This is a genomic window from Streptomyces sp. NBC_00094 (genome assembly GCF_026343125.1).
Classification (GTDB): Bacteria; Actinomycetota; Actinomycetes; order Streptomycetales; family Streptomycetaceae; genus Streptomyces.
Genome location: NZ_JAPEMB010000001.1, coordinates 5,291,601 through 5,306,041 on the forward strand (window position 1 = coordinate 5,291,601; position 14,441 = coordinate 5,306,041).

General features: G+C 71.7%; 13 protein-coding genes. 10 read left to right on the forward strand and 3 right to left on the reverse strand.

What is annotated here, in order from left to right:
- Window positions 1–92 precede the first annotated feature (92 nt).
- Window positions 93–1,724 carry an ABC transporter substrate-binding protein gene (locus OG580_RS23610; RefSeq protein WP_267045669.1) on the forward strand — a complete coding sequence of 544 codons (1,632 nt, stop codon included), beginning with the start codon at window positions 93–95 and terminating at the stop codon, window positions 1,722–1,724.
- Here OG580_RS23610 and OG580_RS23615 read toward each other — a convergent pair.
- Both OG580_RS23615 and OG580_RS23620 read right to left on the reverse strand, forming a co-directional pair.
- Window positions 1,717–2,184 carry a hypothetical protein gene (locus tag OG580_RS23615; RefSeq protein WP_267045670.1) on the reverse strand — a complete coding sequence of 156 codons (468 nt, stop codon included), beginning with the start codon at window positions 2,182–2,184 and terminating at the stop codon, window positions 1,717–1,719. The genes OG580_RS23610 and OG580_RS23615 overlap by 8 nt on opposite strands.
- Window positions 2,185–2,348: 164 nt before the next feature.
- Entirely contained in the window at window positions 2,349–2,789 is a 441-nt protein-coding gene (locus OG580_RS23620) for a hypothetical protein (protein WP_267045671.1), read from the reverse strand.
- A gap of 146 nt (window positions 2,790–2,935) precedes the next feature.
- Between OG580_RS23620 and OG580_RS23625 the strand changes: the two genes are divergently transcribed.
- From OG580_RS23625 to OG580_RS23645, 5 genes are all read left to right on the forward strand, one after another.
- Entirely contained in the window at window positions 2,936–3,859 is a 924-nt protein-coding gene (locus OG580_RS23625; RefSeq protein WP_267045672.1) for an ABC transporter permease, read from the forward strand.
- Window positions 3,852–4,841: an ABC transporter permease gene (locus tag OG580_RS23630; protein WP_267045673.1), complete on the forward strand. Its 990-nt coding sequence runs from the start codon at window positions 3,852–3,854 to the stop codon at window positions 4,839–4,841. The genes OG580_RS23625 and OG580_RS23630 overlap by 8 nt, the downstream gene beginning before the upstream one ends.
- 5 nt (window positions 4,842–4,846) lie before the next feature.
- Window positions 4,847–5,830 carry an ABC transporter ATP-binding protein gene (locus OG580_RS23635; RefSeq protein ID WP_267045674.1) on the forward strand — a complete coding sequence of 328 codons (984 nt, stop codon included), beginning with the start codon at window positions 4,847–4,849 and terminating at the stop codon, window positions 5,828–5,830.
- Complete coding sequence (locus OG580_RS23640) at window positions 5,823–7,022, forward strand: ABC transporter ATP-binding protein (RefSeq protein ID WP_267045675.1); 1,200 nt, start codon at window positions 5,823–5,825, stop codon at window positions 7,020–7,022. The genes OG580_RS23635 and OG580_RS23640 overlap by 8 nt, the downstream gene beginning before the upstream one ends.
- 169 nt (window positions 7,023–7,191) lie before the next feature.
- Window positions 7,192–8,136 carry a hypothetical protein gene (locus OG580_RS23645; protein WP_267045676.1) on the forward strand — a complete coding sequence of 315 codons (945 nt, stop codon included), beginning with the start codon at window positions 7,192–7,194 and terminating at the stop codon, window positions 8,134–8,136.
- Window position 8,137: 1 nt separating this feature from the next.
- Here the strand turns inward: OG580_RS23645 and OG580_RS23650 are convergent, their stop codons facing one another.
- The gene (locus OG580_RS23650; protein ID WP_267045677.1) at window positions 8,138–10,297 is read right to left on the reverse strand and encodes an alpha/beta fold hydrolase; all 2,160 of its coding nucleotides are present in this window, start codon (window positions 10,295–10,297) and stop codon (window positions 8,138–8,140) included.
- Between the two features lie 170 nt (window positions 10,298–10,467).
- Between OG580_RS23650 and OG580_RS23655 the strand changes: the two genes are divergently transcribed.
- The 4 genes from OG580_RS23655 to OG580_RS23670 all read left to right on the forward strand — a co-directional run bounded on the left by OG580_RS23655 (window position 10,468) and on the right by OG580_RS23670 (window position 14,437).
- Window positions 10,468–10,662: a hypothetical protein gene (locus OG580_RS23655; RefSeq protein WP_053640878.1), complete on the forward strand. Its 195-nt coding sequence runs from the start codon at window positions 10,468–10,470 to the stop codon at window positions 10,660–10,662.
- A gap of 49 nt (window positions 10,663–10,711) precedes the next feature.
- Window positions 10,712–11,602, forward strand: coding sequence for an N-acetyl-1-D-myo-inositol-2-amino-2-deoxy-alpha-D-glucopyranoside deacetylase (gene mshB, locus OG580_RS23660; RefSeq protein ID WP_267045678.1), 891 nt, complete (start codon window positions 10,712–10,714; stop codon window positions 11,600–11,602).
- On the forward strand, window positions 11,599–12,033 hold the full coding sequence (locus OG580_RS23665) for a DUF6113 family protein (protein WP_267045679.1): 435 nt from the start codon (window positions 11,599–11,601) through the stop codon (window positions 12,031–12,033). Before mshB ends, OG580_RS23665 begins: the two co-directional genes overlap by 4 nt.
- A 73-nt stretch (window positions 12,034–12,106) precedes the next feature.
- Complete coding sequence (locus OG580_RS23670) at window positions 12,107–14,437, forward strand: hypothetical protein (RefSeq protein ID WP_267045680.1); 2,331 nt, start codon at window positions 12,107–12,109, stop codon at window positions 14,435–14,437.
- The last annotated feature ends 4 nt before the right edge of the window (window positions 14,438–14,441 follow it).

A 14,441-nucleotide genomic window follows, 5' to 3' on the forward strand; every position in this document is an offset into this window, starting at 1 on the left:
TCCCCCCTTCGGGTGCCGACAACATGCATGCCTCCTGTTTCCGGGTCATATTGGGCTCTAAGTCACACTTAGGGACATATGGGAGGCACTCCATGCGCGGAGCCACGCACGCCAAGTGGGCCGCTCTGGCCACCGCAGTAGCCCTCGCGGCGACTGCCTGTGGCGGCGGCGACGACAGTGGCGGCGGAGGCGGAGGGGCCGACGGCATCGTGACCTCCTCGTGGGGAGACCCGCAGAACCCACTGGAGCCCGCCAACACCAACGAGGTGCAGGGCGGCAAGGTCCTCTCCATGATCTTCCGGGGGCTCAAGGAGTACGACCCCAAGACCGGCGAGGCCAAGGACATGCTCGCCGAGAAGATCGAGACCACCGACTCGACCAACTTCACCATCACGGTCAAGGACGGCTGGACCTTCTCCAACGGCGAGAAGGTCACCGCCAAGTCCTTCGTCGACGCCTGGAACTACGGCGCCCATCTGAAGAACAACCAGAAGAACGCGTACTTCTTCGGTCAGATCGAGGGATACGACCAGGTCCACCCCGAGAAGGGCGAGCCCACCGCCGAGACCATGTCCGGCCTCAAGGTCACCGGCGGCCAGACCTTCACGGTCAAGCTCACCCAGAAGTTCTCCACCTGGCCCATCACCCTGGGCTACGCGGCCTTCTCGCCGCTTCCCCAGGCCTTCTACGACGACCACGCCGCCTGGCTCTCGAAGCCCGTCGGCAACGGCCCGTACACCGTCGACTCCTACGCCAAGGGCTCCGAGATGGCCCTCAAGCGGTGGGACGCCTACCCGGGCACCGACAAGGCACAGAACGGCGGCGTGACCCTGAAGGTCTACACCGACAACAACACCGCCTACACCGACCTGACGGCCGGAAACCTCGACCTCGTCGACGACATCCCCGCCGCCCAGCTGAAGAACGTCTCCGCCGACCTCGGCGACCGGTACATCAACGTCCCCGCCGGCATCATCCAGACCCTGTCGTTCCCGTTCTACGACCCCGAATGGAACAAGCCGGGCCAGGAGAAGCTCCGTACGGGCATCTCCATGGCGATCGACCGGGACCAGATCACCGAGACGATCTTCCAGAAGACCCGCACCCCGGCCAAGGACTGGACCTCCCCGGTCCTCGGCGAGGAGGGCGGCTACAAGGACATCTGCGGCGACGCCTGCACGTACAACCCCACCGAGGCGAAGAAGCTGGTCGCCGAGGGCGGCGGCATCCCCGGCGGCACCATGAAGATCTCGTACAACGCCGACACCGGCTCCCACAAGGAGTGGGTGGACGCCGTGTGCAACTCCATCAACCGCGCCCTCGGCAACAACAACGCCTGTGTCGGCAACCCGGTCGGCACCTTCGCCGACTACCGCAACCAGGTCACCACCCAGAAGCTCGAGGGCCCCTTCCGGGCCGGCTGGCAGATGGACTACCCGCTCATCCAGAACTTCCTGCAGCCGCTGTACTACACCAACGCCTCGTCCAACGACGGCAAGTACACCGACCCGCAGTTCGACAAGCTGGTCGACCAGGCCAACGCCGAGGCCGACACCGCGAAGGCCGTCGGGCTCTTCCAGCAGGCCGAGGAAGTCCTCCGCGACGACATGGGCGCCATCCCGCTCTGGTACCAGAACGGCAGCGCCGGCTACTCGGACAAGGTGTCCAACGTGTCGCTGAACCCCTTCAGCGTCCCGGTCTACGACCAGATCAAGGTCAACTGACGCCGTTCGTGGGGGCCGGTCGGCCCGGAGGGCAGCGCAGCGACGCCGCCCGCCGGGCCGGCTCGCTGTCCGGGTCGTGGTCCCGGGGCCCGGCGCAGTCGACGAGACCGACCGTGAGGGAGTCCGTCTCCCAGGTCAGGACACCGCCCTCGCCCCGGACCGTCCGGTCCCCGGCGCAGCGGTAGCGGAACGAGGCGGTCACGAAGCGCAGCCCGGCGTAGTACACGGGCCGTGCGGCGGACTCGAACCGGATGTCCGTGTCCCGGGCCACCTCGGAGGTCTCGCGGCCCGGTCCCGCGAGGGGCGCGCGCACGGCCCGGCTCAGGGAGTCCATCACCTCCGCGGCGGTGGGTGCGCCGTGGAGGGCCGGGACGGTGACGGCGGCGGTACGAGGACGGTACGGAGCGGCCCCGGTGCGCAGGACACCGCCCGGTACGACGGAGGCCGGGCCGTCCAGCACCGCGAGGTCCCAGCGCCTGTCCGTGGTCCAGTCGAAGACCGGATCGCACGCGGAGGCCGCCCGGCCGGTCTCGCGGCCCTGAGGCCCGGGGCCGGCGGCGCATCCCCCCGCGGCGCCGGCCAGCAGCAGCGCCGCCGCCAGCCGGCAGGCCCGTCGAGGCCCTCTCAGGTGACGCCCCCGTTGTCCACGCAGCCGCCCTTCGAGGGCTGCCAGAGGGTCACTTCGAGCTGGACCTTCTGCCCGCGCGGCTGGTCGAAGCGGTGGGTGTAGTCGGGTTGCCGGCCCTCCAGGTTCCAGCGCCAGGTCGTCACGATCCGGTTCCCCGCGTAGAAGCGGCCGAAGTAGTCGGCGGTGTCGTCGCTGCGGTTCCACTGCGTGATGCGCTGGTCGGCCGCGGTGAAGTTCATGCCCACGCGGTCGCCGTTGTCGGGGTCCGTGTGGGTGACGTACGCGTCGCGGCTTCCCTGGCCGCGCGAACTGGGGCTGCTGCCGTGGGTGCAGCGCCACGGGTCACCGTCCTCGGCGGGCGCCGCCGCCGCCAGAAGGGGCAGGACCGCCAGCGCGGCCAGACCCAGTGCCGTTCTCCGGCGCTTCGGAACCGTCATCCCAGGAGCCTTTCGTGTGATCGACACGGCGAACACGCCGAACATAGCGGGATCTGATGCGCATTCACCTCTATTGGCCTCTAAAGGTGCGTGGTTAGTCCAAGTGCGTTCTATTAGGACGAGATGACTTTAAGGACGGAGGAGATGTGGGCCGGTATGTGATTCGACGGCTGCTACAGATGATCCCCGTGTTCTTCGGGGCGACCCTGCTGCTGTTCCTCATGGTCAACGTGATGGGCGACCCGATCGCCGGCCTCTGCGGCGACCGGGCGTGCGACCCCGCGACCGCCGCCCAGCTGCGCGAGGAGTACGGGCTCGACAAGCCGGTGTGGCAGCAGTACCTGACGTACATGGGGCACGTGTTCACCGGTGACTTCGGCACCGCCTTCAACGGCCAGGAGGTCACGGAGCTCCTCGCCGAGGCCTACCCGGTCACCCTCCGCCTGACGATCGTGGCGATCCTCTTCGAGATCATCGTGGGCATCACGCTCGGTGTGGTCAGCGGACTTCGCCGGGGCCGCGCGGTGGACACCGGCGTGCTCGTGACGACGCTCGTCGTGATCTCCATCCCGACGTTCGTGACGGGCTACGTGCTCCAGTACCTGTTCGGCGTCAAATGGGGCTGGGTCAGCCCGACCGTCTCCGCGGACGCCCCCTTCAACGAGCTGATCCTCCCCGGGATCGTCCTCGCCTCCGTCTCCCTGGCCTACGTGACGAGGCTGACCCGCACCTCGGTCGCCGAGAACGCCCGCGCCGACTACGTCCGCACGGCCGTGGCCAAGGGGCTGCCGCGCCACCGTGTCGTCACGCGACACCTGCTCCGCAACTCGCTGATCCCGGTGGTGACCTTCATCGGCACCGACATCGGCGCGCTCATGGGCGGGGCGATCGTCACCGAGCGGATCTTCAACATCCACGGGGTGGGGTACCAGCTCTACCAGGGAATCCTCCGGCAGAGCACGCAGACGGTCGTCGGCTTCGCCACGATCCTCGTGATCGTCTTCCTGGTGGCGAACCTGATCGTCGACCTCCTGTACTCCGTCCTCGACCCCAGGATCCGCTATGCCTGAGCCCGACCCGTTCGAGAACCAGGGCGCCATCGCGGGGACAGGCGCCGGCGCCACCATGGACCTCGCCTCGAGCGAGGCGATCGAGGTGGGCCACGAGCCCGACGGCCCCCTGGGGCAGGGCGTCGGCCCCAAGGAGAAGCCCCGCAGCCTGTGGTCGGACGCCTGGCGAGACCTGCGGCGCAACCCGGTCTTCATCATCTCCGCGCTGATCATCGCCTTCCTGGTGGTCATCTCCATCTGGCCGTCCCTGATCGCCTCCGGAGACCCCCTCGACTGCGATCTCTCCAAGGCCCAGGAGGGATCCCAGCCGGGCCACCCGTTCGGCTACGACTCCCAGGGCTGCGACGTGTACACCCGTACCGTCTACGGCGCCCGGACCTCCATCACCGTCGGCGTGTGCTCCACCCTCGGTGTGGCGCTCCTCGGCGGCCTGCTCGGCGGTCTCGCCGGGTTCTTCGGCGGCGCGTGGGACGCGTTCCTGTCCCGGGCCACGGACATCTTCTTCGCCATCCCCGTGATCCTGGGCGGCCTGGTGCTGCTGTCGGTCATCACCAGCAACACCGTCTGGCCGGTCATCGGCTTCATGGTCCTGCTCGGCTGGCCACAGATCTCCCGCATCGCGCGCGGCTCCGTCATCACGGCCAAACAACACGACTACGTCCAGGCGGCACGCGCCCTCGGCGCCTCCAACACCCGGATGATGCTGCGCCACGTGACGCCCAACGCCATCGCGCCCGTCATCGTGGTGGCGACCATCGCCCTCGGCACGTACATCTCGCTGGAGGCCACGCTGTCGTACCTCGGCGTCGGCCTGCGGCCGCCGACCGTCAGCTGGGGCATCGACATCTCCGCGGCGTCGCAGAACATCCGCAACGCCCCGCACATGCTGCTCTGGCCGGCCGGCGCGCTCGCCGTCACCGTGCTCGCCTTCATCATGCTCGGCGACGCGGTGCGCGACGCCCTCGACCCGAAGCTGAGGTAGCGCCCATGCTGCTCGAAGTGCGCGACCTGCACGTGGAGTTCCACACCCGCGACGGGGTCGCCAAGGCCGTCAACGGCGTCGACTACTCCGTCGACGCCGGGGAGACCCTCGCCGTCCTCGGCGAGTCCGGCTCCGGCAAGTCCGTCACCGCCCAGGCGGTCATGGGCATCCTCGACATGCCCCCGGGAAAGATCACCCAGGGCGAGATCCTCTTCCAGGGCCAGGACCTCCTGAAGCTCAAGGAGGAGGAGCGGCGCAAGATCCGGGGCGCCAAGATGGCGATGGTCTTCCAGGACGCGCTCTCCTCGCTCAACCCCGTCGTCAGCGTCGGCGACCAGCTCGGCGAGATGTTCCAGGTCCACAAGGGGATGTCGAGGAAGGACTCCAAGGCCAAGGCCGTCGAACTGATGGACCGGGTCCGCATCCCCGCCGCCAAGGAACGCGTCGGCCAGTACCCGCACCAGTTCTCCGGCGGTATGCGCCAGCGCATCATGATCGCGATGGCGCTCGCCCTCGAACCCGAGCTGATCATCGCCGACGAGCCGACCACCGCCCTCGACGTCACCGTCCAGGCCCAGGTCATGGACCTCCTCGCCGAGCTGCAGCGCGAACTCCACATGGGCCTCATCCTCATCACCCACGACCTCGGCGTCGTCGCCGACGTCGCCGACAAGATCGCCGTCATGTACGCGGGCCGGATCGTCGAACGGGCCCCCGTCCACGAGATCTACAAGGCCCCCGCCCACCCCTACACCAAGGGCCTCCTCGAATCGATCCCGCGCCTGGACCAGAAGGGCCAGGAGCTGTACGCGATCAAGGGCCTGCCGCCCAACCTCCTCAACATCCCGCCCGGCTGCGCCTTCAACCCCCGCTGCCCCATGGCCCAGGACGTCTGCCGGACCGACGTACCCCCGCTGTACGACGTGACCGAGTCCCCGGTGCCCCGCTCCAGCGCCTGCCACTTCTGGAAGGAGTGCCTCCATGGCTGAGGCGATTCTCGAAGTCCGGGACCTGCACAAGCACTACCCGCTGACCCAGGGCATCCTCTTCAAGAAGCAGATCGGCGCCGTCAGGGCCGTCGACGGCGTCGACTTCGACCTCTCCGCCGGCGAGACCCTCGGCATCGTCGGCGAGTCCGGCTGCGGCAAGTCGACCGTCGCGAAGATGCTGGTCAACCTGGAGCGGCCGACCTCCGGGGAGATCCGCTACAAGGGCGAGGACATCACCAAGCTGTCCCCCCGCGCCCTCAAGGCCGTCCGCCGCAACATCCAGATGGTGTTCCAGGACCCGTACACCTCGCTCAACCCGCGTATGACGGTCGGCGACATCATCGGCGAGCCGTACGAGATCCACCCCGAGGTCGCCCCCAAGGGCTCCCGACGCCAGAAGGTCCAGGACCTCCTGGACGTCGTCGGCCTCAACCCCGAGTACATCAACCGCTATCCGCACCAGTTCTCCGGCGGTCAGCGCCAGCGCATCGGCATCGCCCGGGGCCTGGCCCTCCAGCCCGAGATCATCGTGGCCGACGAACCGGTCTCGGCCCTCGACGTCTCCGTCCAGGCGCAGGTCGTCAACCTCCTGGACCGTCTCCAGTCCGAGTTCTCCCTCTCGTACGTGTTCATCGCCCACGACCTCTCGATCGTGCGGCACATCTCCGACCGGGTCGGCGTCATGTACCTCGGCCGGATCGTCGAGATCGGCAGCGACGCCCAGATCTACGACCACCCCACCCACCCGTACACGCAGGCGCTGCTCTCCGCCGTCCCCGTCCCCGACCCGGACGCGCGCGCCCACCGCGAGCGCATCATCCTCCACGGCGACGTCCCCTCCCCGGCCAACATCCCCTCCGGCTGCCGCTTCCGCACCCGCTGCTGGAAGGCGCAGGAGCGCTGCACCCTGGAGGTCCCCCTGCTGGCCGTCCCGGCGGTCTTCCGTCTCACGGACAGCCCGGCGAAGCACGACTCGGCCTGCCACTTCGCGGAGGAGAAGCAGGTGGTCCCCCCGGAGAGCGGCGCGGAGGACATCCGTGTGGTTCCCCCGGAGAGCGGCGCGGAGGACATCCGCGTGGTTCCCCCGGAGAACGGGGCGGAGGAGAAGCGTGTGGTTCCCCCGGGGAACGGGGCGGAGGAGAAGCGCGCGGCCCCGCCGGAGAACGGCGGAGAGGGCAGTGAAACTCCTTAACGCGCAGGCAACTTGACGGAATCCACTCCGATATACGGACACGCCAGGATCGTCAGCGTACGGCCGTGCGGGTGCCGTGAACCGGCCGGGGCGCGCCATGTCGCCCCGGCCGGATGCACGTCGGCGGAACCGCTTGTTTCGGTCGCCCGCGACCGTGAGTATCGGGTCCGTGACTGTGACACGACCGGCACGTCTCACGGGCGCCGCGCTCTGCGCCGCGCTCGCCCTCCTCGCCGCCGTGTGGATCCTCAAGGACCTCGCCGCGCTCGGCTCACCCGCCGGCCTCGCCTGGTCCTGGAGCGGGGACCACTACCTCCCGGCGAGGGGGCCGGCCGTCACGTCCCTCGTCGACCCCCTGCTCCTCGCCGTCTCCGTGGCCACCGCCGTCGCCGCCCTGCGCTCCCGCCACGCGGCCTCCGCGCTCGTCGCCACCGGAGTCGTCACCCTCGCCTTACGCCTGCCCGGCCTCTGGGCGCTCGGGACCGGCGCGCTCGTCACCGCCCTCCTCGACGTCGCCCTCGCCGCCGGACTCGTCATCACCGCGGCCGCCGGCCGCCGCCGGGCCGACCGCCCCCACGAACAGCTCCCCACCCGCCCCCGCGCCGGACGTGCCGTCGCCGCCGGAATCCTCCTCGCGGTCGCCGCGCTCACCGTCGTCCTGTGGGAGGCGCACTGGGCCGGCGAACTGCGCCTGCAGCTCACCGTCGACCGGTTCGTCGGCGGCCGGTCCGCCTTCACGCCGGTCCTCGCACCCCCGCCGGCCTGGCTGTCGCTGGTCCTCGTCGGGCTGTACGGCGCCGCCGCCGTCTCCGCCTTCGCGCGGGCCCGTCACACCCGGGCCTTCGGCCTGCTCGCCGGGGCGTTCCTGACGGCCTGCGGCTTCGCCGCGTTCGCCCGGGTCGTACGGGTCGGACTGCTCCCGCACCTCACCGACGCCCCCACCTTCGAGCAGCTGTACGTCCTCACCGCGGCCTTCGGGCTGTTCGGCGGCATCGCGGTGCTCGCCCTCCTCGCCGGGCGCGGCGCCCCCGTCGCCGCACCCGCTCCCTACGGCCCGTACGGCTCGTACGGGCCGCCCCCGGCCCCGCCCTACCCGCCGCCGCCCGGCTGGTGACTCACCGCGCCAAGCCGAGGGACCTCTTCAGGAAGTCGACCTGGAGCAGCAGCAGGTTCTCCGCCACCTGCTCCTGCGGCGTCATGTGCGTGACCCCGGTCAGCGGCAGCACCTCGTGCGGCCGGCCCGCAGCGAGCAGCGCCGAGGAGAGCCGCAGCGCGTGCGCGACCACCACGTTGTCGTCGGCGAGACCGTGCACCACCATCAGCGGCCGCGCCGGCTCCTCCGGCGCCGTCAGACCGTCGTCGGTGAGCAGCGACTGCGCCGCGTACGCCTCCGGGTCGTCCTGCGGGGTGCCGAGGTACCGCTCCGTGTAGTGCGTGTCGTACAGCCGCCAGTCCGCCACCGGCGCCCCGGCGACGGCCGCGTGGAAGACGTCCGGCCGCTGCAGCACCGCCCGGGCGGCGAGGTAGCCGCCGTACGACCAGCCGCGGATCGCCACCCGCCCCAGGTCCAGCGGGAAGCGCCCGGCCAGCGCCCGCACCGCGTCCACCTGGTCGTCGAGCGTCGGCGTCAGGTCGCGCAGGATCGACTTCTCCCAGGCGGGGGAGCGGCCCGGCATCCCCCGGCCGTCCGCCACGATCACCGCGAAGCCCTGGTCGGCGAACCACTGGGACGTCAGGTACGGGTTGTGCGCGGCGAACACCCGCTGCCCGTGCGGGCCGCCGTACGGATCCATCAGGACCGGCAGCGGCCCGTCCTCCTCCGCGTACCCCGAGGGAAGCAGCACCGCGCACGGGATCCGCCGGGCACCCGCCTCCGTGAGCCGCACCCGGGCGGAGATCACCGGCTCCTGCGCGTACGAGGCCACCACCGCGACCTCCTCGCCGTCCCGCAGCACCCGCGCCACGCTCCCCGGCGCGTCCGGCCGCGCGGAGACCAGGACGGTCACCGCCCCCGAGCGCACCGCCCCGTGCACCCCGACGCCCTCGGAGATCCGCTCCGCGCCCCGGTCGGTCACCCGGTACACATGGATCTCGCCGGTCTCCGGCTCCGCCGCGTCCTCCCCGGCCGAGGCCGTGACGAGGACGTCGTCCTCACCGACGCCGAGAACCGACCGGACGTGCAGTGACCCGTCCGTGAGGAGCCGCTCCCCGACGGCGAGGGCCCGCGCCCCGCTCTCGTCGGTGACGCGGACGAGCCGCCCGTCCGGCGCCCACGCCGGCACCCCCGGCAGCAGTTCCAGCCACGCCGGGTCCTCCTCCGCCCGCACGGTCGTGGTCCTCCCGGACTCCGGGTCCACCGCCAGGTTCAGCTGGGACCGCTGGTCCCGCGCCTGCACGAGCAGCAGCGGCGCCCCGGCCGCCGACCAGTGCACCCGCGACACGTACGGATACCGCTCCCGGTCCCACACCACTTCCGTACGGTCCCCGTCGAGGCCCACGACGAAGAGCCGCACCTCCGCGTTGGCCGTCCCCGCCGCCGGGTACGCGACCGTCTGCGGCTCCTGCTCCGGGTGGGCCGGATCGGCGATCCACCACCGCCGCACGGCCCGGTCGTCCGCACGGGCGACGAGCAGCCGGTCCGAGTCGGGGGACCACCAGTACCCACGGTCCCTTCCGATGTCCTCCGAGGCGATGAATTCGGCCAATCCGTAGGAGACGTGCCCGTCCTCCGGCGCGGCGAGCTCCCGATCGCCGGAACCGTCCGCTCCGACCACCCGCAGCGCGCCCTCCGCCACGTACGCCACCAGCCGCCCGTCCGGCGACGGCCGGGGGTCGATCACCGGCCCCGGCACCGCGAGCTCCCGAGCCGTCCCCGCCCGCAGCTCCGCCGCGAACAGCCGCCCCGACAGGGCGAAGACCGCCAGCTCGACGGCCGCGTCCACCGCGTACGCCACGATCCCGCCGGAGCCCTCCCGGCTCCGCTCCCGGCGCGCCCGCTCCTGCGGCGACAGCTCCTCCGCCGCGCCCGCGAGCAGCGTCTGGGGATCGGCGGCCGGCCGCTCCGCGGGCACACCGCCCGGCGGCAGGTCGAGAACCCAGAGCCGGTGCGAACGGTCCGTCCCCGAACCGGATCTGACGAAGACGACGCGCTCCCCGTCGGGGGAGACCGAGAAACCACGCGGAACACCCAGGGTGAACCGCTGTGTCCGGGCGTGCTGGCGGGGGAAGGAGAGTGCGGCCTGGGGTGTGGCCGACGACTGTCGAGACGAGATCATGCGGCTGAAACTAGTGCCGTGCGCCCCCCTCGTGCCTCCGTCCGCCGATCGATGCGATCGCACGGATAGTTATGATCCGTAGCGCTAGGTGGGTATGTATCCGACTGGCACATGCTCGCTGCCCGAACCATTTCGAATATCCGACCGAAGAAGTGTGGAGGTGAACCGCCGTGGCACTCTCGATTTCGGTGGTGGTGCTGCTGGCGATCGTCGTCTTCCTGCTGATCCGGAAATCCGGGCTGAAGGCGGGACATGCGGCGATCTGCGCGCTCCTGGGCTTCTACCTGGCGAGCTCGTCCATCGCCCCGTCCATCAGCACCCTGACCACCAACGTGGCGGGCATGATCGGCGGCCTCAAGTTCTGACCGCGCAGGGCTCGGCGGGTCGCGCGCGGAGGTCTCGTAGGCTGGGGCCATGACCGATCTCCCCGCCCGTCGTCTGCTCCTCGTGCACGCGCACCCGGACGACGAGTCGATCAACAACGGCGCCACGATGGCCAGGTACGCGGCCGAGGGCGCCCTTGTCACCCTGGTCACCTGCACGCTCGGCGAGGAGGGCGAGGTCATCCCGCCCGAGCTGGCCCACCTGGCCCCCGACCGGGAGGACCGACTGGGCCCCCACCGCGTCGGCGAACTCGCCGCCGCGATGACCGTGCTGGGCGTCACCGACCACCGCTTCCTCGGCGGCCCGGGACGCTTCCGCGACTCCGGGATGATGGGCGCCGAGCAGAACAAGCGCGACAACGCGTTCTGGAACACGGACGTCGACACCGCCGCCCCCCACCTCGTCGAGGTGATCCGCGAGACCCGCCCGCAGGTCCTGATCACCTACGACCCCGACGGCGGCTACGGCCACCCCGACCACATCCAGGCCCACCGGGTCGCCACCCGCGCCGCCGAACTCGCCGCCGACCCGGCCTACCGCCCCGACCTCGGCCCCGGCCACACGATCACCAAGATCTACTGGAACCGCGTCCCGCGCCCGGTCGCCGAAGCCGGCTTCGCCCGGCTGCACGCCGAGGGCTCCGCCTTCCCCGCCGTCGCCGAACTCGCCGACGTCCCCGGAGTCGTCGACGAGGACCGGATCACCACCGAGATCGACCCCGGCCCGGAGCACGCGGCCCGCAAGAGCGCCGCCATGGCCGCGCACGCCACCCAAGTCGCGGTCGACGGACCCTTCTTCGCCCTCTCCAACGACCTGGGCCAGCCGATCTTCACCACCGAGTACTACGAGTTGGCCCAGGGCCCCTCGGGCGCCCCCGCCGGCGTCCGCGAGACCGACCTCTTCGCCGGGGTGACGGCATGAGCGCCGCCCCGCGGGCCTCGTCGGGAGCCTCGCCCCGCCCGACCGCCCCGACCGCCCCGACCGCCGCACCGGCCCCCCTGGGCTCCCGCGCCGGCCGGTACGCCTGGTACGGCGTCCTGCTCGTCCTCGGAGCCCTCGTCGGGACCGCCGGAGCCCTCGTCCAAGCCGCCTGGTTCCCCGGCGGCTTGCTCGTCGCGCTCCTCGCCACCGCGAGCCTCTTCTACGGAGGGCTGCGCGCCACCGGCACCCAGGTCGGCGTCGTCGCCGCCGGCTGTGGCTGGCTCCTCGCCGTCATCCTGCTCAGCTTCGGACGCCCCGAGGGCGACGGGGTGTTCGGCGGAGGCGCCGGGGAGCTGCTGTTTCTCTTCGGCGGCATGGGCATCGCTGTGATGTGCGCCACGCTGTCCCGGCTCCCGCGACCGACCCCGTGAACAGGACGACTTGAGACCGGGGACGTCCTGACTTCGGCCGGAATGCACGTCGTCCGCCGCCCATCGGTCGGGTATGCGGCGGCGCTGCCCAGTATGGTGGTGCGCGCCGCCGAACCGCCCGGGTTACACGAGCCTCAGCAAGAGCGGGCGGTGGAGCCAACCGGGAGATCCTGCTTTGAGTCGTGAAACTGGTCGAGAGACTGACAGTTCGTCCTCCGGCGCCCAGGGGCGCGGTGGAGCCGCGTACCCCTCGGGTACACCGCCGTACGGATCCCGCCAGTATCCGTCGCTCCACCCCTCGCAGGACGCGCCGGAGGAGACCCCCGCCGCCGCGCCCGCACCGCCGGAGGAGCCGAAGACCGAGACGACGCTGACGACCCGGATCCGGATCAACATTCCGGGTTCGCGTCCGATCCCGCCGGTCGTGGTCCGCAAGACGGTCGCGGAGGCGCCCGCGCCGGAGCCGGAGCCGGAGCCGGAGCCGACGTCGGCGCCCGCGCCGGCCGTGGAGCCGACGCCCGAGCCGGTGGCGGCCGCTCCGGAGCCCGGCAGGGCCGAGGAGACGCCCAAGACCAAGGAGACGAGCGACTGGTTCGCCCCGCGCAAGGCGGCGCCGGCCCCCGCTCCGACCCCGGCCCCGGCCCCCGCCCCGACGGCGCCCGCGCCGCTCACCACCACGCCGGACGGCCCCGGCACGGGCTTCGCGGGCTCCGCGACCTCCGGCGTCCCGACGGTCGGCACGACCCCGTCGAGCCGCCCGGTGACCTCGGCCCAGGGCGCCGCCCCCGGCAACCCGCTGTACGAGAGCGGCACGCCGGGGTACGACGGAACGCCTTCGGGCGGGATGCCGATGTACGGCGGGACACCGGCGGGGGGCACGCCGATGTACGACGGGACGCCGGCCGCCGGCACGCCGATGTACGACGGGACGCCGGCCGCCGGCACGCCGATGTACGACGGCACGCCCGCGTACGACGGGACGCCCGCGGCGGGCACGCCGATGTACCAGGGCCAGGGCCAGGGCCAGGGCCCGGGTCCTGCCGCCACGCCGCCCACCGGTCCGACCACCGGCCCGGCCGCCGGCACCGCCTCGCTCGGCGGTCCGGCGGGCGCCTCGCCGTTCCCCGGAGGGGCGGGCGCGGCCCCGCGGATGTCCGACGACACGGCGATCCTCACCCCGCAGCAGCACGCCCCGACGCCCGGCCTGGGACAGAAGCCCGGTCAGGGCCAGGGACCGATGCGTCCGCACGCGTCCGGCCAGGGCGGCCCGGCGGCCGACGGCCCCGGCGGCCACGTCTCCGGGGACACCCTCACGAGCGGCATCCCGGTGGTCCCGCCGGGCGCGGCCCGCCCGAACCCCACCCCGCGCAACGGGGAGACCGCCCCGCGCCCGGCCCCCGCGCCGGCCGCCCCGCGCCCCGCACCGGCCCCCGCGCCGAGCCGCGCCCAGGCGAAGAAGGGCCGCTCCAAGCTGGTCCTCGCCGCCATCGGCGTCGTCGGCCTCGCGGGCGTCGCCTACGGCGCCGGACTGCTCCTCAACCACTCCGACGTCCCCAAGGGGACGACGGTCCTCGGCGTGGACATCGGCGGTGGTACGAAGGAGGAGGCCGTCAACAAGCTGGAGGCGGCCCTCGGCAAGCGCGCCCACACGCCGCTCCAGCTCGGCGTCGGCGACAAGAAGGTCCAGCTGCCGCCGGAGAAGGCGGGCCTGGCCCTCGACAGCCAGGAGACCGTCCGCGCGGCGGCCGGCAGCGACTACAACCCCGTCTCGGTCATCGGCTCCCTCTTCGGCGGCGAGCGGATCGCCAAGCCGGTCTTCCCGGTCGACGAGGAGAAGCTGGCCGTCGCCCTGACCGACCTGGCCGGCACCTCCGCCTCGGCGACCGAGGCCACGATCCGGTTCGCGCCGAACAAGGTGACCGCGATCGAGGGCAAGCCCGGCAGCGGTCTCGACGTCCGCCGCTCGATGATCTCGGTCAGGGACGCCTTCCGCGCCCAGGTCGAGACGGGCCAGAACAAGCTCGTCGAGCTCCCGGTCACCACGCTCCGCCCGTCGGTCACGAAGACCGAGCTGGACCGGGCGATGAAGGAGTTCGCCAAGCCCGCCATGTCCGACGTGATCAGGATCTACGCGGGACCGAAGTACATCGACTTCGGCCCGGCGCGGTCGCTGCCGCAGATCCTCTCCATGAAGGCCGTCGACGGCCGACTGGTCGAGGTCTACGACAAGAAGGCGATCGAGCGACTCCTCGACGGCGCCTTCGACGGCATCATGATCACCAAGGGCGACGGCACCAAGCACGAGGTCTCGGCCGACGACGTGGCCTTCGTGATGCGCGACGCCCTGATGGGCAAGACGAAGGCCGAACGCACCAAGGTCATCGACCTGACCGGCAAGGGCTGACCCC